The organism is Streptomyces sp. GD-15H, from assembly GCF_045291515.1.
Lineage (GTDB): Bacteria > Actinomycetota > Actinomycetes > Streptomycetales > Streptomycetaceae > Streptomyces.
The window spans coordinates 2462869-2482708 of record NZ_CP149447.1 but is presented as its reverse complement, the minus strand read 5'-3'; the positions used below and the strand labels follow the sequence as shown (position 1 = coordinate 2482708).

Sequence of the window (19840 nt, the reverse complement as noted above, 5' to 3'; positions counted from 1 at the left end):
GTCAAGCGATGGGCGGCGGCGCGCCCGCGGAACCCTGCGTGACGTGCCGGATTCCTGCGTCAGCGGGACCCCGCGTTACTGGACGAGCTCGCCGATCTTCGGGGCCGGCTCGTTCTTGTACTCGGCCGGGCCGAAGTTGTCGTCGACGGCCTTCTGCCACGACTTGTCGCTGACCATCTTCTCCAGCGCGTCGTTGATCTTGTTCACGGTCTCGGTGTCGCCCTTCTTGACACCGATGCCGTAGTTCTCGTTGCTCAGCTTCAGACCCGCCAGCTTGAACTGACCCTTGAACTTGTCCTGCGAGGCGTAGCCCGCGAGGATCGAGTCGTCCGTGGTCAGCGCGTCCACGGAGCCGCTCTGCAGGCCGGCGATGCACTCAGAGTAGCCGGGGTACTCACGCAGCTGGGCCTTCGGGGCGAAGTCCTTCTTGACGTTCTGCGCCGAGGTCGAGCCGGTCACGGAGCAGAGCTTCTTGTCGTTCAGGTCCGTGGCCTCGGAGATGTCCGAGTCCTTCTTCACCAGCAGGTCCTGGTGAGCGAGCAGGTACGGGCCGGCGAAGTCGACCTTCTGCTTGCGCTCGTCGGTGATCGAGTACGTGGCCACGATGAACTTCACGTCACCGCGCGCGAGGGCGTTCTCGCGGTCGGCGCTCTTGGTCTCGACCCACTCGATCTGGTCGGCCTCGTAGCCGAGCTCCTTGGCGACGTAGCTCGCCACGTCCACGTCGAAGCCGGCGAAGGAGCCGTCCGGCGTCTTCAGACCGAGACCGGGCTGGTCGTACTTGATGCCGACCTTGATCTTGTCGCCGCCGCCCCCGGAGGAGGACGAACCGCTGTCCTTGTCGCTGCCGCCCCCGCACGCGGTGGCGGTCAGGGCAAGGGCGAACACGACGGCCGAGGCGGCGGTGACCTTGCGGAGCTTCATGGTGCACATCCTTTTGACTGGTGAAGTGATGCGGTGCGGTCCGGTTCATCCGGTGACGCACGTGGTCGGGGCGCCGGGCGCGCGCCGTCAGTGGTGCAGGATCTTCGACAGGAAGTCCTTGGCACGGTCACTGCGCGGATTGTTGAAGAACTGGTCCGGCGAAGCGGCTTCGACGATGCGGCCGTCCGCCATGAACACCACGCGGTTGGCGGCGGACCGGGCGAATCCCATCTCGTGGGTCACGACGATCATGGTCATGCCGTCGCGGGCGAGCTGCTGCATGACCTCCAGAACCTCGTTGATCATCTCCGGGTCGAGCGCCGATGTCGGCTCGTCGAAGAGCATGACCTTGGGCTCCATCGCCAGGGCACGCGCGATGGCGACACGCTGCTGCTGGCCGCCGGAGAGCTGTGCGGGGTACTTCTCGGCCTGCGCGCCCACACCGACCCGGTCGAGCAGCGCGCGGGACCGCTCCTCGGCCTTCTTCCTGTCCGCCTTGCGGACCTTGACCTGACCCAGCGTCACGTTCTCGAGCACGGTCTTGTGCGCGAAAAGATTGAAGGACTGGAAGACCATGCCCACGTCGGCCCGCAGCTTGGCGAGCTCCTTGCCCTCGTGGGGCAGGGGCTTGTCGTCGATGACGATCGACCCGGAGTCGATCGTCTCCAGACGGTTGATGGTGCGGCACAAGGTGGACTTCCCGGACCCGGAGGGCCCGATGACGACGACGACTTCGCCGCGGGCGATCGTCAGGTCGATGTCCTGGAGTACGTGCAACGCGCCGAAATGCTTGTTGACGCTCTTCAGGACGACCAGATCGCCGGTCGCGGCCACTTCTTCCTTGGCCACCGATACTTCGGTCATCGCTCTCAGGCTCCGTCCTCCTCGGTTTGGGAGGACAGTAGTGATGCTTCGGACCTGCGTCATTACATCTGAGGGGAATCTGAGCATCACGATCCGGTAGCAATCGGATACGTGTCGTGGCACTTGTGAGCAGGGCTCATTTCGGCCGGGTAACGGTACCGAAGCGCAACCGGAACCCTCTTGACGCCGTCCTCGTTCATCGGCGTCACTGCAAGGTGCACGCACGTGCACACGTTCTCGTGCACACGTTCTCGTGCACAGACGGTTTTGTACACAGGCGGACCGTACGGCCGATGAACCGAAGGGGGACCGGATGAGACTGCTGCTCGTCGAGGACGACAACCACGTCGCCGCCGCCCTGTCGGCGATCCTGGCGAGGCACGGTTTCGACGTCACCCACGCGCGCAGCGGCGAGGAAGCACTCCAGGCACTTGTCCCCGAGGCCGACGGCTTCGGCGTCGTCCTCCTCGACCTGGGCCTGCCCGATCAGGACGGCTACGAGGTCTGCAGCAAGATCCGCAAACGCACCGGCACGCCGGTGATCATGGTCACCGCCCGTTCCGACGTGCGCTCCCGCATCCACGGACTCAACCTCGGCGCCGACGACTACGTGGTCAAGCCGTACGACACGGGCGAACTGCTCGCCCGGATCCACGCCGTCAGCCGGCGCACCGTCCAGGAGGACGCCGTCGCCGCCGGTGAGGCCGGGCTGCGTCTCGGCTCCGTGCGCATCGAGCTGCCGACCCGGCAGGTCAGCGTGAACGGTTCGGTCGTCCCACTGACCCGCAAGGAGTTCGATCTGCTGGCCCTGCTCGCCCAGCGGCCCGGGGTCGTCTTCCGCCGCGAGCAGATCATCAGCGAGGTGTGGCGCACCAGCTGGGAGGGAACGGGGCGCACCCTGGAGGTGCACGTCGCCTCCCTGCGGGCCAAGTTGCGCATGCCGGCTCTCATCGAGACGGTACGCGGAGTCGGCTACCGGCTCGTCGAGCCCGCGGTCTAGCGTGGCCGGGTGCACACACGCTCTGCTGCCGCTGCTCATCGTCCTGATGGCGGCCGTACTGCTCGCGCTCGGGATCCCGCTCGCCGTCAGCCTGGCGCGTGCGCAGCAGCAGCAGGTCGTCGTCGACCGGATCGACGACACGGCGCGCTTCGCGGCCCTCGCCCAGTTCGTCACCGAGCCCGCCGACCCGGTGGGCGGCGACACCAACGAGCGCCGGGAGACCCTCAGCAGCGAACTCCGCAGCTACCACGAGGTGTACGGCATCCGGGCCGGAGTCTTCCACCGCAACGACGTCCCGATGGCGCAGGCGCCGGACGACTGGTTCCTGCCCAGGTCGGGCGAGGTGCGCGAGGCCTTCCAGGAGGCGCTGCTCAGCCGCCGCAGCCATGACCCCGAGCAGGTGTGGCCCTGGGAGCGGCACAGCCTGGTGGTGGCCTCGCCGGTCATCCGGGACGGCGATGTCGTCGCGGTCGTCGTCACCGACTCGCCCACCGGGCAGATGCGCTCACGCATCCTGCAGGGCTGGCTGGTCATCGTCGTGGGTGAGGGGGCGGCGATGCTGCTGGCCGTCGGCGCGGCCCTGCGGCTGACCGGCTGGGTGCTCAAGCCCGTACGAGTCCTGGACGCCACCACTCACGACATCGCCACCGGGCGGCTGAAGTCCAGGGTCGCGGTGGCCGGCGGGCCGCCGGAACTCCGGCGGCTCGCCCGGTCGTTCAACGAGATGGCGGACAACGTCGAGAGCGTGCTGGAGCAGCAGCGCGCCTTCGTCGCCGACGCCTCGCACCAGTTGCGCAACCCGCTCTCGGCGCTGCTGCTGCGCATCGAACTGCTCGCCCTGGAGCTGCCCGAGGGCAACGAGGAGATCGCCTCGGTCCAGGCCGAGGGCAGGCGGCTGGCACACGTCCTGGACGACCTGCTCGACCTGGCGCTGGCCGAACACAGCGAGGCTCAGCTCCAGGTCACCGACATCGGCACCCTGGCCGCCGAACGTGTGGCGGCGTGGTCGCCCACCGCTGCGGCCAAGGGGGTCCTGCTGGTCGGGGACTGCCCGCCGACCACGGCGTGGGCCGACCCGGTCGCCCTGTCCAGCGCGCTGGACGCGGTCATCGACAACGCGGTGAAGTTCACGCCGGAGGGCGAGAACGTCGAGGTGGCCGTCTTCTCCAACGGTGACACCTCCACGGTCGTCGTCACCGACCACGGCCCCGGCCTCAACGACGAGGAGCTGGCCCGTGTCGGCGACCGCTTCTGGCGCAGTGGGCGGCACCAGAACATCAAGGGCTCGGGCCTCGGCCTGTCCATCTCCCGGGCCCTGCTCACGGCGGGCGGTGGCTCGATCGCGTACGGCCGCCACGAGCCGCACGGGCTGACGGTGACGGTGACGGTGCCGAGGAGCAGGCCGACGGAGTGACGGTGACGGTGCTTCAGGGACCGGCTGCGCCGGCGTTTCTCGTCAGGGTTTCACCGAGCGGTAGTACCGGCGTGCGCCGTCGTGCAGCCGGAGCGGATCGGTGTAGATGGCGGTGCGTACGTCGACCAACTGGGCGGAGTGGACGTGTGCCCCGATGCCGTCCCGGCTCTTGAGCACGATCCGGGTCAGCCATTCGGTGAGCCGCGGGTCCGTGTCCGCCCGTGTGATCAGCAGATTGGACACGGCCATCGTCGGGACGGTCGCGCCGTGCTGGCTGCCGGGGTAGGCCGACTCCGGCATGTTGGTGGCCCGGTAGTAGCGCGTGGCACCACTCTGCCGATGGAGCTGGGCGACCAGGTCGGCGGTTATCGGCACGAACCGCAGGGCGGCGTCCTCGGACAGCGTTCGCAGGCCGTCGGTGGGCAGCCCGCCCGACCAGAAGAACGCGTCCAGCCCATGCCCGAGTCGCCCCGGGCCGGTGTCGATGCCGTCCGCGGAGGGTCTGATGTCCTGCTCCGGATCGATGCCCGCCGCCCTGAGCACCTGGTTCGCGATGAGCCGCACGCCCGACTTGGGCGGCCCGATGGCGACCCTCTTGCCCCGCAGATCGGCGACGGAACGGATGTCGGAGCCGGGCGGGACCACGAGCTGCACATAGTCGTCGTAGAGACGGGCGACTCCGCGCAACTGGTCGGCACCGCGCTGGTCGCTCAGCCTGTACGTCTCCACCGCGTCGGCCGCCGTGATCGCGAAGTCGGCCTCTCCGGTCGCCACCCGGCGTACGTTCTCCTGCGACCCGTCACTCGTCAGCAGCCGGACTTCGAGATCCGGCATGTGTTTACCGAGCGAGGTGCGCAGAAGCTCACCGTATTTCTGGTACACCCCCGCGCGTATCCCCGTGCTCAGGGTGACCGTCCCGCGAGGAGGCTCCTCGCTCCAGGGGGCCAGCCACCACAGCGGCAGTCCGAGCGCCACGAAACCGGCGACCGCGCCCCGCAGGACCCGGCGCCTGCCGATACGGGACAGCGCGTGGGACATGGGCGCGATCCTGCCAGCCCGTATGCCCCGCTGACCAGGGCGGAGCGAACAAGCCCGGCAGGAAGGCGGGCAGGACGACGGACCGGATGACGCAGCCGGGACTGTCCCGGGCGGCCGCTGAAGTCACGGCATGAGCCCTTCGCCCGCCGACCTGGTCCGTGAGTTCCACCGCGCCTTCGGGCCGGACGCGCGCGAGACACCGACCGAGGTCTCCCCGGAACCCGCCGCCCACGGCGGCGAACTGCTCGCCGCGGAGGCCGCCGAGGTCGCGGAGGTGGCGGTGCGCGGCCCGCTCGACCGTCTCGCGCACGAACTGGCCGATGTCGTCTACGTCGCCTACGGCACGGCGCTCGTCCACGGCATCGACCTCGACGCGGTGATCTCCGAGATCCACCGTTCCCACATGACCGAGCATGGCCCCGACGGCCGGATCACCCGCCGCTCCGACGGCAAGGTCCTCAAGGGGGACCACTACGAGGCTCCGGACGTGTTCCAGGTGTTGCGCCGGCGGGGACGGACGCCGGGCGCGGAGGCCTGAGCCGGAGCCCGGAGCCGTGTCGGGAACGCAATCCGGCCCCGGACGCACGATCGCCGTCGGACGGGTTCTCCGCCGTCCCGGCGTGTCGTGGCGACCGCATACTCTGTAGGGCATGAGCAGCATCGACCGGAGCCAGTCAGTGGGCGGCACGCGCACCTACGAAGTTCGCACCTACGGGTGCCAGATGAACGTCCACGACTCCGAGCGATTGTCCGGGCTGCTGGAGGACGCGGGCTACGTCCGCGCCCCCGCCGGCGCCGACGGCGACGCCGACGTCGTCGTCTTCAACACCTGCGCCGTGCGTGAGAACGCCGACAACAAGCTCTACGGCAACCTCGGCCACCTCGCCCCGAAGAAGGCGCAGCGCCCCGGCATGCAGATCGCGGTCGGTGGCTGCCTCGCGCAGAAGGACCGCGACACCATCGTGAAGCGGGCCCCCTGGGTGGACGTCGTCTTCGGTACGCACAACATCGGCAAGCTGCCGGTCCTCCTGGAGCGCGCCCGCGTCCAGGAGGAGGCGCAGGTCGAGATCGCCGAGTCCCTGGAGGCCTTCCCGTCCACGCTGCCGACCCGCCGCGAGAGCGCCTACGCGGCCTGGGTGTCCATCTCCGTGGGCTGCAACAACACCTGCACCTTCTGCATCGTCCCCGCGCTGCGCGGCAAGGAGAAGGACCGGCGCCCCGGTGACATCCTCGCCGAGGTCGAGGCCCTGGTCGCCGAGGGCGTCTCGGAGATCACCCTGCTCGGCCAGAACGTCAACGCGTACGGCTCCGACATCGGCGACCGGGAGGCGTTCAGCAAGCTCCTGCGGGCCTGCGGGAGCATCGACGGCCTGGAGCGCGTCCGCTTCACCTCTCCGCACCCGCGCGACTTCACCGACGACGTCATCGCCGCCATGGCCGAGACGCCCAATGTGATGCCGCAGCTCCACATGCCGCTCCAGTCCGGCTCGGACACGGTGCTGAAGGCGATGCGCCGCTCGTACCGGCAGGAGCGCTACCTCGGCATCCTCGAGAAGGTCCGCGCCGCCATCCCGCACGCGGCGATCAGCACCGACATCATCGTGGGCTTCCCCGGCGAGACCGAGGAGGACTTCGAGCAGACCCTGCATGTGGTGCGCGAGGCCCGTTTCGCGCAGGCCTTCACCTTCCAGTACTCCAAGCGTCCGGGCACCCCGGCCGCCGAGATGGACGGCCAGATCCCCAAGAAGGTCGTCCAGGAGCGCTACGAGCGGCTTGTCGCCCTCCAGGAGGAGATCTCCTGGGAAGAGAACAAGAAGCAGGTCGGCCGGACCCTGGAGCTGATGGTGGCCGAAGGGGAGGGGCGCAAGGACGACACCACCCACCGCCTCTCCGGCCGCGCCCGGGACAGCCGTCTGGTGCACTTCACCAAGCCGGAGCAGGACGTCCGCCCCGGCGACGTCGTCACCGTCGGGATCACGTACGCGGCCCCCCACCACCTTCTCGCCGAGGGCCCCACCCTGGACGTGCGCCGCACGCGCGCGGGCGACGCCTGGGAGAAGCGGAACGCAGAGAAGGCGGCGCGGCCGGCGGGCGTGATGCTCGGCCTGCCGAAGATCGGCGCCCCCGAACCCCTCCCGGTCGCGACCGGCGGCTGCGGCTGCGACTGACGGCGACCGACCGGGGACTCGCGGGCGACCCGCGAGGGCTACGCTGCCGATCATGATGGTCGCCGCCGCAGTCTGCCCCTGCCCGCCGCTCCTCGTGTCCGAGGTCGCCGTGGGCGCCGCCCACGAGCTGGACACCGCGCGAGCCGCGTGCACGGACGCGGTCGGTGTGCTCGCCGCCGCCCGTCCCGACCGGCTCGTGGTCGTCGGCCCGCTGCTGAACGACGCGGGGCCCGAGCGCTACCCGGAGGGCAGCACAGGGTCCTTCCGCGGCTTCGGGGTCGATCTCGAGGTACGGCTCGGCGCGGACAAGGGCACGGCGACCGAACGGGAACTGCCCCCCGGGCTGGCGGTGGGCGCCTGGCTGCTGGAGCACACCGGCTGGGCGGGCACCCCGATCGAGGGACTCGGCGTGGGGGAACCTCTCGCGGCCGAGCGGTGTGTCCAGGAGGGAAGGGACCTCGCAGCCCGGACGGAGCGGGTGGCGCTGCTGGTGATGGGCGACGCCAGCGCCCGCCGCACGCTCAAGGCCCCGGGCTACCTCGACGAGCGGGCGGCGCCCTTCGACGCGGAGGCCGCGCGGGCACTGGGAGCGGTCGACACGGCGGCCCTGCGGGCCCTGGACAGCGGCCTGGCGCGCGAACTCATGGTGTCCGGCCGCGCACCCTGGCAGGTCCTCGCGGGCGCGGCCGAGGGCACCGCCCTGGAGGGCAGGCTGCTGTACGAGGACGCTCCGTACGGGGTGGGCTACCTCGTGGCCACCTGGTCGTAGCGGACGGCCGCGTGTGACCGTGGCCTGAACCGACGGACGGCCGGGAGCGCGAGGCGCGTGAGGTGCGCCTCGCGGGCTCCACGGCCGTCCGTCGCTGTACGGTGCTGGACCCCGCTCAGGAAGTGGGCGGCGGCCCGGCCTGCGGCGTGGTGCCACCCGTGTCCGGACCGGGGTGGTCCTTGTGAGCGAGCCGGTCCATGGCGTGCTTGGCCTTGCCCGTGCTCGTCTGAATCCTGTCGCTGTACTTGCCCTTGGTCCGCTGGTCGACGGTCTTCGCGGCCTTGTCCAGTCCGTGCTGGATCTTGTCCTCGTGCTGCTGCGCGAGGTGCGAGACCTTGTCCTTGGCAGGCCCCAGCTTGGCCTTCATGTTGTCCAGGAGACCCATGGTCCACCTTCCCTCGCGGTGCGGTTCATGTGCGAAAACGCCCATATCCACTGCATACGGTACTCGAGTGGAGGCTGTCCCGCCCGGCTGCGACGTTTGCGAGACTGGACCGGTGAGCAGCGCATCCTCCACCCCCCGGGTCATCGCCGTCGTCGGCCCCACCGCAGCGGGAAAGTCCGATCTGGGCGTATTCCTGGCCCGGCAACTCGGCGGTGAGGTGGTCAACGCCGACTCCATGCAGCTCTACCGGGGGATGGACATCGGCACCGCCAAGCTGACGCCCGAGGAGCGCGGGGGAGTCCCGCACCACCTCCTGGACATCTGGGACGTGACCGTCACCGCGTCCGTCGCCGAGTACCAGCGTCTGGCCCGGGAGCGGATCGACGCCCTGCTCGCCGACGGGCGCTGGCCCGTCCTGGTCGGGGGGTCCGGCCTCTACGTCCGCGGGGCCGTCGACAACCTCGAGTTCCCGGGCACCGACCCCGACGTCAGATCGCGCCTGGAGGAGGAGCTCACACTGCGTGGCTCCGGCGCGCTGCACGCCCGTCTCGCCGCCGCGGACCCCGAGGCCGCGCGGGCCATCCTGCCGAGCAACGGCCGCCGTATCGTCCGCGCGCTCGAAGTGATCGAGATCACCGGCCTGCCCTTCACCGCCAACCTTCCCGGCCACGACTCGGTCTACGACACCCTTCAGATCGGCGTCGACGTGGCCCGCCCCGAACTCGACGAGCGCATCGCCGGCCGGGTCGACCGGATGTGGGAGGCGGGTCTCGTGGAGGAGGTGCGCGCACTGGAGGCGCAGGGGTTGCGCGAGGGGCGTACGGCCTCGCGCGCGCTCGGCTACCAGCAAGTCCTCGCGGCGCTCGCCGGGGAGTGCACCCTGGAGGAGGCGCGGTCGGAGACCGTGCGTGCCACGAAGCGCTTCGCGCGCCGTCAGGATTCATGGTTCAGGCGCGATCCGCGGGTGCATTGGTTGAGTGGGGCCGCGGCGGACCTCAGGGAACTTCCGCAGCTCGCGCTGTCATTGGTCGAACGACCGGTTACAGCCTGATCACGTCATGGCATCGGGACGCCCAGGCCGTCATCCGGGCCTCTGACCCCGTGCCATCATCAAGCTCGATCGACCAAGTGGAGTCCAAGTTGGGAGGGCGCGTGGCGATGAAGGCCGGCCCTCGCGACACCGCACACGGCACCGAACACCTCACCACCGAGCGGGGTGCACCGGAGCAGGACCCTGACCGTCTCAGCCCCGACGGGCCGGACGAGACGCAGGGCGGAGTGACCGACGACGGCCCCGAGCCGGACGAGATGTTCGCGGGCGGCGACGAGGTCGAGGTCGAGCTGCGCCCGCAGCGCCGGCTGCGCATCTGGCAGCTCGCGCCCATCGTCGGCCTGGCTGCGGTCGGCTCCCTGATGTTCGCGTTTCCGCTCGCCTTCGACTTCGGCGACAGCGGTGCCGTGATCGCCATGCTGGGCCTGCTGATCTGCTCCTGTGCGGCCGGCTGGGGCATGATGGCCGCCCGCAGGGTGGGCTACACCTGGCCGGGCCTGCCGGCCCGGGCTCCGGACGCAGACCCGACTGGCGGGTCGTGATCGCCTACGTCGTGCTGGTCGCCGCGGTGGTGGCGCTGGCCGTCTGGCGGGTCGCCCGCCTCCGCTGACGCCCGGGCGGCGCCGCGGCAGGGACGCGCTGTCGTGGTCACCCCGTACGATCGAGGAATGAGCACGCGGATCGCCTTCCTCAAGGGACACGGCACCGAGAACGACTTCGTGATCGTCCCGGACCCCGAGAACGCCATCGACCTGCCCCCGCCGTCGTCGCAGCCCTGTGCGACCGCCGCGCGGGCATCGGCGGCGACGGACTGCTGCACGTGGTGCGGTCCGCGGCGCATCCCGAGGCACGGCACCTGGCCGCCGAGGCCGAGTGGTTCATGGACTACCGCAACGGCGACGGCTCGATCGCCGAGATGTGCGGTAACGGAGTGCGTGTGTTCGCGCGCTACCTTCAGCGGGCAGGGCATGTGGCCGAGGGGGACATCGCGGTCGCCACGCGCGGGGGCGTGAAGACGGTGCACATCGCCAAGGACGGTGACATCACCGTCGGCATGGGCCGGGCGCTGCTCCCCGACGGCGACGTCACCGTGAGCGTCGACGGGCACAGCCGGCCCGCGCGGAACGTGAACATGGGCAACCCGCACGCCGTGGCCTTCGTGGACGACCTCGCGCTCGCCGGTGATCTGTTCACCGCGCCCTCCTTCAGCCCCGCCTCGACCTATCCGGACGGCGTCAACGTCGAGTTCGTGGCCGACCGGGGTCCGCGGCACGTGGCGCTGCGCGTCCATGAGCGCGGGGCCGGCGAGACCCGCTCGTGCGGCACGGGTGCCTGTGCGGTCGCGGTGGCCACCGCCCGCCGGGACGGCGTCGACCCGAGCGTCACCGGAACCCCGGTGACGTACACCGTGGAGGTGCCCGGCGGCACCCTGGTGATCACCGAACGGCCCGACGGCGAGATCGAGATGACCGGACCCGCGGTGATCGTCGCCGAGGGAGTGATCGAGGAGGAGTGGCTGGAGAACCTGCCCCGCTGAGTTCCGTGCCGGCTTGGTATCCCGGATACGCGGGGGCAGGAGGCCGGCATCCACGGGGTGCGGGGGCGGATTTCGGCTTCGAGAGCATGGTGCACCGCCGGTCCCGTGGCGTGAAACCGCCGCAGTGCCGGGCTTCGCTCGATGGGGTGATCCGTTTCACGCTCGGCGAGAGGCGGTCGGTCGCACGCGTTGGGGTCGGTAGCATCAAGCACCGGCCCGGACGGGGGACGAACGCCGTTCCCTGAGCCCGAGTCCGCCCTGGGGCACACCGTCCGCCGGTCAACGCAGCCGGAGGTGCCCATGAATGCGGAGGCCGTGAACCCTGCGACCCCAGGTCCTGTGACATCAGGTCGTGTCACGCCCACAGGGACTCGCAGGAAGGCCCGCCCCCGGCTCGACCTGCGCCGACTGGGCCGTGCGGCGCTGCTCGGCCCCGCCTCCCGCGACCGGCTCCCCGACGCCATCGGCCATGTGGTCGACGCCCATCGCGCCCACCATCCCGACGCCGTCCTCGAACCCCTGCGCCGCGCCTATCTCCTGGCCGAGTCCTCGCACCGCGGCCAGATGCGCAAGAGCGGCGAGCCGTACATCACCCACCCGCTCGCCGTGACCCTGATCCTCGCCGAACTCGGCGCCGAGACGACGACCTTGACGGCATCCCTGCTCCACGACACCGTCGAGGACACGGAGGTGACACTCGATCAGGTCCGCGAGCAGTTCGGCGAGGAGGTGAGCTACCTCGTCGACGGCGTCACCAAGCTCGAGAAGGTCGACTACGGCGCCGCGGCCGAACCCGAGACCTTCCGCAAGATGCTCGTCGCCACCGGCAACGACGTCCGCGTGATGTCGATCAAACTCGCCGACCGGCTGCACAACATGCGCACCCTCGGTGTCATGCGCCCCGCGAAACAGGAGCGCATCGCCAAGGTGACCCGGGACGTCCTCATCCCCCTCGCCGAACGGCTCGGAGTCCAGGCGCTCAAGACGGAACTCGAGGACCTGGTCTTCGCGATCCTGCACCCCGAGGAGAACGAGCACACGCGCGAGTTGATCCTCCGCAACGCCTCCCGTGCGGACGACCCGCTCGCCGAGGTCGCCGACGAGGTGCGCAAGGTGCTGCGCGAGGCGGACATCTCCGCCGAGGTCCGCATCCGCCCCCGTCACTTCGTCTCCGTGCACCGGGTGTCCCGCAAACGCGGCCGTCTGCGCGGCGCCGACTTCGGCCGTCTGCTGGTGCTGGTGAACGAGGACGCCGACTGCTACGGGGTCCTGGGCGAGCTGCACACCTGTCTGACGCCGGTCGTCTCGGAGTTCAAGGACTTCATCGCCGTACCCAAGTTCAACCTGTACCAGTCGCTGCACACCGCGGTCGCCCGTGACGACGGCCAGGTCGTCGAAGTCCTCATCCGGACCCACCAGATGCACAAGGTCGCCGAGGCCGGCGTCGTCGCTCTGGGCAACCCGTACGCCGCCCCGGCCGAGGAACAGTCCGCGAGCGACGACGAACGCGTCGACCCGACCCGGCCCGGCTGGCTCTCCCGGCTCCTGGAGTGGCAACGCGGCGCACCCGACCCCGACACCTTCTGGTCGACCCTGCGCGAGGACCTCGCCCAGGACCGCGAGATCACCGTGTTCCGCCCCGACGGCGGCACGATCGGCCTGCCCGACGGGGCGACCTGCGTGGACGCCGCGTACGCGCAGTACGGGGAGGACGCGCACGCGTGCATCGGAGCCCGTGTCAACGGCCGTCTGGCGACGCTGAGCACCACCCTGAAGGACGGGGACACCGTCCAGCTCCTGATGGGCCAGGACCCCGCCTCCGAGCCCTCCAGGGAGTGGCTGGAGCACGCCCACACGCCCGCCGCGCGGATCGCCATTCAGCGCTGGCTGACCGCCCACCCGGCCCAGAGCGACCCACCGGCCGCCCGGCCCGAGGAAGCCCGGCGGGCTCCCCGCCCCGTCGACGAGTCCGCCGCCCAGGCGCCCGAGGCGGTGCCCGGCCCCTCCACCGGCGCCCAGGTCCTGGCCGACCGGCCAGGCGCGACCGTACGGCTGGCCGGCTGCTGTACGCCCGTACCGCCCGACGAGGTGACCGGCTTCGCCGTGCGCGGGGGAGCGGTCACCGTGCACCGGGTCGAGTGCGCCGCCGTGGCGCGGATGAAGGACGCGGGGCGCGCGGAGGTCGGCGTGCGCTGGGGGGAGGGCGCCGAATGCCGGGTCACGCTCGTCGCCGAATCGTTCGTCCGGCCTCACCTGCTCGCGGACCTCACCGAGGCCATGGCCCTCGAAGGCGCCGAGATCGTCTCCGCGACCGTCGAGCCCCCGACCCATCAGCAGGTGCGGCACACGTACACCGTGCAGCTGCCCGACGCCGCGCACCTGCCCTCCCTCATGCGCGCGATGCGCAACGTGGCCGGTGTGTACGACGTGGGTCGGGCCAAGCCGCAGATCCGGGGCACCTGACGGCACCCGCGCGTGCGGGGCACCGCCCGGCCGTGATCGCCCGCCGCGCGGCGGCCCACCGTCCGATTGCCCCTCCGTCGGCCTACTCGATCGAGTGGGCCGGGAGCGCGCCGTCGCCGAGGCGCCCGTGCGCGCTGATAGCCGTGGGCCATGCTGTTCATCCCCCACGGCCCGGCCGCTCCCGGTCCGGCATCCGACCACCCGGCATCCGACCACCCGGCATCCGACCACCCGGCCGTCCCCGGTCCGTCCGCCCACGGCGCGACCGCCCGCGCGGTGGTGCCCCGTGGGCGTCGACGGCGGACGTCCGCCGCGCTGCTCGCGTCGGCCGTCTCCGTCTGCCTCCTCGCCGCGAGCGCCCCGGCCACGCCGCTGGGCATCGGCGACCGCCTCTTCCCGCACCTGGGCAACCCCGGATACGACGTGGCGTCGTACGACCTCGCCCTCAGCTACCCCGGCACCAACGACAAGGCGCTCCAGGCCACCACGACGATCGACGCCCGGATGACCGCGGACCTGGACCGGATCAACCTCGACTTCGCCCACGGCACGGTCCGGTCGGTCGAGGTCGACGGGGTCCCGGCCGCCTTCACCACCGCCGGGGAGGACCTCGTGATCACGCCTGAGGGTGATCTGGACGCGGGCGAACGGACCCGCATCACCGTGCGGCACACCAGTGATCCGGTGCCGGCCGAAGGCCGCGACGGCGGCTGGGTGCGCACCGCGGACGGTCTCGCCATGGCCAACCAGGCCGACGCCGCGCACCTGGTGTTCCCGTGCAACGACCACCCGGCCGACAAGGCGATGTTCACCTTCCGCATCACCGCCCCCGACGGTCACACTGCCGTCGCCAACGGCTTGCCGGCCGCCGTCGACCGCACACGCGGAGCGACCACCTGGACGTACCGCACCCGGCACCCCATGGCCACCGAACTCGCCCAGGTGTCCATCGGCCGCTCCACGGTCCTGCACCGCACCGGTCCGCAGGGGATGCCGCTGCGCGACGTCGTCCCCACGAAGCACCGCGAGAAGCTCGAACCGTGGCTGGCGAAGACTCCCGACCAGATCGCCTGGATGGAGGCCAAGGTCGGCCGTTATCCCTTCGAGACGTACGGCCTGCTCATGGCCGACGCCTCCATCGGCTTCGCACTCGAGACCCAGACGCTGGCCCTCTTCGAAGAGGATTTCTTCACCGAGTCCGGCCATCCCGCGTGGTACGTCGAGTCGATCATGGTTCACGAGCTCGCCCACCAATGGTTCGGCAACAGCGTCAGTCCTCACACCTGGTCCGATGTGTGGCTCAACGAGGGTCACGCCACCTGGTACGAGATGCTGTACGCGCAGGAGAAGGCCGGCCCGTCCCTCGACGCCCGGATGAAGACCGCCTATGAGTCCTCCGACCGCTGGCGCGCGGCGGGTGGACCACCCGCCGCCCCCAAGAACCCGGAACCCGGTCAGAAGATCAGCATCTTCAGGCCGAGCGTCTACGCCGGAGCCGCGCTCGTGCTGTACGCCCTGCGCGAGGAGATCGGCCGCACCGCCTTCGAACGCCTGGAACGTCTCTGGGTGACCCACCACCGGGACGGCACGGCCACCACCGCCGACTTCGTCCGGCTCGCCTCCGACGTCGCGGGACGGGACCTGACGGGATTCCTGGAACCCTGGCTCTACGACTCCAAGACCCCGCCGATGCCCGGTCACCCGGACTGGAAGTCCACGGCTCAGCCCCGCGCCCAGCCCCCGGACGGGTCCGGAGCGAAGGCTCCGGCGAAGGACACGGCGAAGCCCGCGGGCAAGTCCGCGGGACTGTTCGCGCCGGTCGGGCATCGACCGGGTGGGAGCGGGGAACAAACACGGTGACGAGACGCCCCGTGTCGTGTCACCATCGTCAGGTCGCCGCGACCCGGGCAACGGGAATCTCCCGTGAGGCTCGTGCGTTGTGAAGTATGACGGCCGCATCCCGTCGCCACATGCGACATCCCATCGACGTAAGGACCCAATGACCTCCTCTTCTTCCCCTTCCCAGGACACCAAGCGCCTCGCGCGGACCTACCCCGAGGGCCTCCGGGCCGATGCCCTGACGGAAGCGGACGTCGCCTGGAGCCTCGAGATCGACGGAGAGCGGGACGGCGACCAGTTCGACCGCTCCGAGCGCGCGGCCCTGCGCCGCGTCGCAGGCCTCTCCACCGAGCTCGAGGACGTCACCGAGGTCGAGTACCGACAGCTCCGCCTGGAGCGGGTCGTGCTCGTCGGCGTGTGGACATCGGGAACCGTGCAGGACGCCGAGAACTCCCTCGCGGAGCTCGCGGCCCTGGCGGAGACGGCGGGTGCCCTCGTGCTCGACGGCATGATCCAGCGCCGGGACAAGCCCGACGCGGCGACCTACATCGGCTCCGGCAAGGCCGAGGAGCTGCGTGACATCGTCCTCGAAACGGGCGCCGACACGGTCGTCTGCGACGGTGAGCTGAGCCCCGGCCAGCTGATCCACCTCGAGGACGTCGTCAAGGTCAAGGTCGTCGACCGTACGGCCCTGATCCTGGACATCTTCGCCCAGCACGCCAAGTCCCGAGAGGGCAAGGCGCAGGTCGCGCTCGCGCAGATGCAGTACATGCTGCCGAGGCTGCGCGGCTGGGGTCAGTCGCTGTCCCGGCAGATGGGCGGCGGCACGGGCGGCGGACTCGCCACCCGTGGCCCCGGTGAGACCAAGATCGAGACCGACCGGCGCCGGATCCGCGAGAAGATGGCGAAGATGCGCCGGGAGATCGCGGAGATGAAGACCGGCCGCGACATCAAGCGCCAGGAACGCCGGCGCAACAAGGTGCCGTCCGTCGCCATCGCGGGCTACACCAACGCGGGTAAGTCCTCGCTGCTCAACCGCCTCACGGGCGCGGGCGTACTGGTCGAGAACGCCCTGTTCGCGACCCTCGACCCGACCGTGCGCCGGGCGGAGACGCCGAGCGGACGGCTGTACACACTGGCCGACACCGTGGGTTTTGTCCGGCATCTTCCGCACCACCTGGTCGAGGCGTTCCGCTCCACCATGGAGGAGGTCGGCGACGCCGATCTGATCCTGCACGTGGTGGACGGTTCGCACCCCGTTCCGGAGGAGCAGCTGGCTGCCGTGCGCGAGGTGATCAGGGACGTCGGCGCCACCGGTGTACCCGAGATCGTCGTGATCAACAAGGCCGACGCGGCCGATCCGCTGACGCTCCAGCGGCTGCTGCGGGTGGAGAAGCGCTCCCTCGCGGTCTCGGCCCGCACCGGTCAGGGCATCGAGGAACTGCTCGCCTTCATCGACAACGAGCTGCCCCGCCCGGCGGTGGAGATCGAGGCGCTCGTGCCGTACACGCACGGCAAGCTGGTCGCCCGCGCCCATGACGAGGGCGAGGTGATCTCCGAGGAACACACCCCGGAGGGCACCCTGCTCAAGGTGCGGGTGCATGAGGAACTGGCGGCGGAACTCACGCCGTACCTCCTCACGTCGACCACCCCCTGAGTCGGCGGCCCGCGGTAACGCGACGGCCCGCCCCCTGCTCCGGCAGGGGGCGGGCCGTCGGCGTGTGCGGTCACTGGCCGCCGTAGGTCTTGCTCATGTTCTGGTACAGAGACTCGGCGTCCCGGCCCAACTGCGGGCCCGCGAGCCAGGTGTTGTCGATCGGGCCGATCGAGGTGTTCGACACCAGCACGGTCTTGCCGTTCAGTACCCGGAACCAGCCGCCGCCGGACGAACCACCGGTCATGGTGCAGCCGATGCGGTGCATCGTGGGCAGGTCCGAGCCGAGGGAGAACCGGCCCGGAGTGTCGAGGCACTTGAACATCTGCAGGCCGTTGTAGGGCGGCGCCGCCGGGTAGCCCCACGCACCCATGCGGCCCGCCCCGTCCGCGGACGGGGCGGAGAAGTCCACCTCCAGCGCGGTGCCGACGGTCTCCTCCAGGGACTTGGCCCCTTGCTCCGGCTTCACGCGCAGCACCGCGTAGTCGTACGCCGCTCCATCGCCGCCGGTCTTCGAACCGCCCTGGATCCAGCCGTTGGAGGTCGAGGCCCAGTCCGCCCACCAGTTGCCGTAGGGAGCGGTCTCCGAGGCGTCCGCGTTGCTCAGCTCCACCTCGGACTTGCCGAGGTCGTTGTACGCGGGGACGAAGACGAGGTTGCGGTACCAGCCGCCGTCGCCGCCGGCGTGCACGCAGTGACCGGCCGTCCAGACGAGGTTGGACCTGCCCGGGTGGTTCACGTCCTTGATGACCGTGCCGGAGCAGACGCTCGGTCCCTCGGGGGAGTCGAAGAAGACCTTGCCGACCGGGGCCGCGCTGTTGTGGTACGGCGTCTGTTCGGCCTGCGTCTTCACCGGGGCCGGCTCCGGATCGCTGATCCCCTGGGCGGTGGCCGCGTCCTTGGTCGAGACGGTCTTGTCGGCCTCCTCGGCGGAGCGCATCCGCTCCGGCTTCCACAGACCCTCGATCACCGGGTTGACGTAGTCCTTGGCCTCACTGAGCCACTTGTCCTTGTCCCAGTCCTGCCAGCCGCCGGCCTTCCACTGGTCGACGTCGATCCCGTCTCCTCGAGCCTGTCCGCGAGGTCGGCCGGGATCTTGGCGTGGCCGGCGTCGCCGTCGGCGGCCCGCGAGGTGCCGGCACCGGGCTGCCCGGCATGCGCCTTGTCATCCGTGGAACCGCCGCACGCGGTCGCGGTGAGCGCCTGGGCGGCGACGAGCCCGGTGGCGGCGAGAACTCTGCGAGGCCCACGCCGACGTGGAGCGGACGTACGTATGGTGCGCATGGTGCGATGACCCCCCGTTGAAGCCAATGAACGCCCTGCTGGATGTGTGTGCCCGTTCCCGTGTGCGCGGAGCACGCGGGAACGGGCACACCGGTCACTGTCCGGCGAACTTGTCGCTGACCGCCTCGTAGACGCCCTTGGCCTCGTCGCCCAGCCGCGGACCGGCCAGCCAGCCCGACGTCACCGGGCCGATGGAGGTGTTGGACACCAGGGCGGGCTTGCCGTCCGAGCCCGCCGCGACCCAGCCGCCACCGGACGAACCGGCCGTCATGCTGCACCCGATCCGGTACATCGTCGGCTCGGACGTGTTGAGCGAGCAGGCCCGGCCGGTCCTCGCAGCTGAACAGCTTCTGGCCGTCGTACGGAGCTCCGGCCGGGTAACCGGTCGCGGTCACGCTCTCCACGTCGGGCACCGCCGGAGCGTTGAAGTCCATCGGCAGCGCCGAACCGACCGTCTCCTCCAACGACTTGCCGTCGCCGCCCTTCTCCGGCGTCACATGGATGACCGCGAAGTCGTACGAGGCGCCGTCGCCACCGGTCGAACCGCCCTGCTCGATCCACTGGTCCGAGGTCTGCGCCCAGTCACCCCACCAGACGCCGTACGGAACGACCTCCTCCTTGGCGGCGCCCTCGAGTTCCGCCGTCGGCTTGCCCGCGTCGTTGTACGACGGCACGAAGGCGATGTTGCGGTACCAGCCGCCCTTCTTGCCGGCGTGCACGCAGTGACCGGCCGTCCAGACGAGGTTGGACCTGCCCGGGTTGGCGGGGTCCTGCACCACGGTCGCGGAGCACACCATGGTGCCCTCCGGGGAATCGAAGAACACCTTGCCGGCCGTGGGAGCGTTGGCATGGTAGGAAGGCGGCACGGCCTGCGCCTGCACCGGCTCCGGCGTCGGGTCGGTCACACCCTGGTCACCGGAGATGTCGCTCTCTTCGACTTCCTGTTCCGGCTCCTCCGCGTCCCGCATGCGGTCCGGGTCCCACAGGCCCTCGATGATCGGGTTGATGTAGTCGTTGGCCTCACGCAGCCAGTCGTCCTTGTCCCAGTTCTTCCACTCGCCGTTCTTCCATTTGTCGATATCGATCCCGTGCTCCATGAGCCGGTCCCTGAGGTCGTCCGGGATCTTGAACTTGCCGTCACCGGCAGCGGCGGTCGCGGAGGCGTCGCCGCCCGCGGTGTCACCACCCGAATCGCAGGCGGTCGCCGTGAGCGCGAGCGCCGAGGCGAGCGCGACGGTGGTCAGCACGGGGGAGGTTCCGCGGCGCGCCCTCCCCCCTCGGCGAGTGGTGGACGACGGCCGTATGGATCGCATGAACTGACTCCCCCTGATGTGGACGAACGTGGTGCTTCGGCCGTGCTCACCTCCCGGACTCGAGGGAGTCCGGAGCGATCACACGACCACCGGGAACGGCACCACACACTATGCGCTCGCTGTGAGGGACGACCGAC

Annotated in this window: 13 protein-coding genes and 4 pseudogenes; 11 read left to right on the top strand and 6 right to left on the bottom strand. The window is 70.5% G+C overall.

Going from position 1 to position 19840, the window contains the following annotated elements; translation table 11 throughout:
• Positions 1-75: 75 nt before the first annotated feature.
• Both WJ438_RS11630 and WJ438_RS11625 read right to left on the bottom strand, forming a co-directional pair.
• Entirely contained in the window at positions 76-924 is an 849-nt protein-coding gene (locus WJ438_RS11630) for a glutamate ABC transporter substrate-binding protein (protein WP_406725173.1), read from the bottom strand.
• 87 nt (positions 925-1011) lie between these two features.
• Positions 1012-1788, bottom strand: a complete 777-nt coding sequence (locus tag WJ438_RS11625) for an amino acid ABC transporter ATP-binding protein (protein ID WP_406725172.1) — start codon at positions 1786-1788, stop codon at positions 1012-1014.
• A 313-nt stretch (positions 1789-2101) separates the two neighbouring features.
• Between WJ438_RS11625 and WJ438_RS11620 the strand changes: the two genes are divergently transcribed.
• Entirely contained in the window at positions 2102-2788 is a 687-nt protein-coding gene (locus tag WJ438_RS11620) for a response regulator transcription factor (RefSeq protein WP_406725171.1), read from the top strand.
• A 46-nt stretch (positions 2789-2834) separates the two neighbouring features.
• Positions 2835-4202, top strand: coding sequence for a sensor histidine kinase (locus tag WJ438_RS11615; RefSeq protein WP_406729654.1), 1368 nt, complete (start codon positions 2835-2837; stop codon positions 4200-4202).
• 42 nt (positions 4203-4244) lie between these two features.
• Here WJ438_RS11615 and WJ438_RS11610 read toward each other — a convergent pair whose 3' ends face one another.
• Positions 4245-5240: a TAXI family TRAP transporter solute-binding subunit gene (locus WJ438_RS11610; RefSeq protein ID WP_406725170.1), complete on the bottom strand. Its 996-nt coding sequence runs from the start codon at positions 5238-5240 to the stop codon at positions 4245-4247.
• A gap of 130 nt (positions 5241-5370) precedes the next feature.
• Between WJ438_RS11610 and WJ438_RS11605 the strand changes: the two genes are divergently transcribed.
• From WJ438_RS11605 to WJ438_RS11595, 3 genes are all read left to right on the top strand, one after another.
• On the top strand, positions 5371-5778 hold the full coding sequence (locus tag WJ438_RS11605) for a MazG nucleotide pyrophosphohydrolase domain-containing protein (protein WP_406725169.1): 408 nt from the start codon (positions 5371-5373) through the stop codon (positions 5776-5778).
• A gap of 112 nt (positions 5779-5890) precedes the next feature.
• Entirely contained in the window at positions 5891-7408 is a 1518-nt protein-coding gene (miaB, locus tag WJ438_RS11600; RefSeq protein WP_406725168.1) for a tRNA (N6-isopentenyl adenosine(37)-C2)-methylthiotransferase MiaB, read from the top strand.
• 52 nt (positions 7409-7460) lie between these two features.
• Positions 7461-8177, top strand: coding sequence for a class III extradiol dioxygenase subunit B-like domain-containing protein (locus WJ438_RS11595; RefSeq protein WP_406725167.1), 717 nt, complete (start codon positions 7461-7463; stop codon positions 8175-8177).
• Positions 8178-8292: 115 nt separating this feature from the next.
• Here the strand turns inward: WJ438_RS11595 and WJ438_RS11590 are convergent, their stop codons facing one another.
• Positions 8293-8562, bottom strand: a complete 270-nt coding sequence (locus tag WJ438_RS11590) for an antitoxin (RefSeq protein ID WP_406725166.1) — start codon at positions 8560-8562, stop codon at positions 8293-8295.
• A gap of 112 nt (positions 8563-8674) precedes the next feature.
• On the opposite strand from WJ438_RS11590, the gene miaA reads away from it, so the two are divergent.
• From miaA to hflX, 6 genes and pseudogenes are all read left to right on the top strand, one after another.
• A complete protein-coding gene (miaA, locus tag WJ438_RS11585; protein WP_406725165.1) occupies positions 8675-9613 on the top strand; it encodes a tRNA (adenosine(37)-N6)-dimethylallyltransferase MiaA in 939 nt (312 codons plus the stop codon).
• 107 nt (positions 9614-9720) lie between these two features.
• Positions 9721-10223: pseudogene (locus tag WJ438_RS11580) on the top strand (hypothetical protein).
• 58 nt (positions 10224-10281) lie between these two features.
• A pseudogene (gene dapF, locus WJ438_RS11575) lies at positions 10282-11150 on the top strand (diaminopimelate epimerase).
• Between the two features lie 300 nt (positions 11151-11450).
• Positions 11451-13613, top strand: coding sequence for a RelA/SpoT family protein (locus tag WJ438_RS11570; protein ID WP_406725164.1), 2163 nt, complete (start codon positions 11451-11453; stop codon positions 13611-13613).
• A gap of 150 nt (positions 13614-13763) precedes the next feature.
• The gene (locus WJ438_RS11565) at positions 13764-15473 is read left to right on the top strand and encodes a M1 family metallopeptidase (protein ID WP_406725163.1); all 1710 of its coding nucleotides are present in this window, start codon (positions 13764-13766) and stop codon (positions 15471-15473) included.
• A gap of 139 nt (positions 15474-15612) precedes the next feature.
• Positions 15613-17109, top strand: coding sequence for a GTPase HflX (hflX, locus tag WJ438_RS11560; RefSeq protein WP_406725162.1), 1497 nt, complete (start codon positions 15613-15615; stop codon positions 17107-17109).
• 70 nt (positions 17110-17179) lie between these two features.
• Here hflX and WJ438_RS11555 read toward each other — a convergent pair.
• Positions 17180-18390: pseudogene (locus tag WJ438_RS11555) on the bottom strand (trypsin-like serine peptidase).
• 94 nt (positions 18391-18484) lie between these two features.
• Positions 18485-19703, bottom strand: a pseudogene (locus tag WJ438_RS11550) (trypsin-like serine peptidase).
• Positions 19704-19840 lie beyond the last annotated feature (137 nt).

What these genes read in the sequence shown, in the direction of transcription:
- WJ438_RS11630 (WP_406725173.1), bottom strand. Translation starts at nt 924, where the DNA reads ATGAAGCTCCGCAAGGTCACCGCCGCCTCGGCCGTCGTGTTCGCCCTT.
- WJ438_RS11625 (WP_406725172.1), bottom strand. Translation starts at nt 1,788, where the DNA reads ATGACCGAAGTATCGGTGGCCAAGGAAGAAGTGGCCGCGACCGGCGAT.
- WJ438_RS11620 (WP_406725171.1), top strand. Translation starts at nt 2,102, where the DNA reads ATGAGACTGCTGCTCGTCGAGGACGACAACCACGTCGCCGCCGCCCTG.
- WJ438_RS11615 (WP_406729654.1), top strand. Translation starts at nt 2,835, where the DNA reads ATGGCGGCCGTACTGCTCGCGCTCGGGATCCCGCTCGCCGTCAGCCTG.
- WJ438_RS11610 (WP_406725170.1), bottom strand. Translation starts at nt 5,240, where the DNA reads ATGTCCCACGCGCTGTCCCGTATCGGCAGGCGCCGGGTCCTGCGGGGC.
- WJ438_RS11605 (WP_406725169.1), top strand. Translation starts at nt 5,371, where the DNA reads ATGAGCCCTTCGCCCGCCGACCTGGTCCGTGAGTTCCACCGCGCCTTC.
- miaB (WP_406725168.1), top strand. Translation starts at nt 5,891, where the DNA reads ATGAGCAGCATCGACCGGAGCCAGTCAGTGGGCGGCACGCGCACCTAC.
- WJ438_RS11595 (WP_406725167.1), top strand. Translation starts at nt 7,461, where the DNA reads ATGATGGTCGCCGCCGCAGTCTGCCCCTGCCCGCCGCTCCTCGTGTCC.
- WJ438_RS11590 (WP_406725166.1), bottom strand. Translation starts at nt 8,562, where the DNA reads ATGGGTCTCCTGGACAACATGAAGGCCAAGCTGGGGCCTGCCAAGGAC.
- WJ438_RS11570 (WP_406725164.1), top strand. Translation starts at nt 11,451, where the DNA reads ATGAATGCGGAGGCCGTGAACCCTGCGACCCCAGGTCCTGTGACATCA.
- WJ438_RS11565 (WP_406725163.1), top strand. Translation starts at nt 13,764, where the DNA reads ATGCTGTTCATCCCCCACGGCCCGGCCGCTCCCGGTCCGGCATCCGAC.
- hflX (WP_406725162.1), top strand. Translation starts at nt 15,613, where the DNA reads ATGACCTCCTCTTCTTCCCCTTCCCAGGACACCAAGCGCCTCGCGCGG.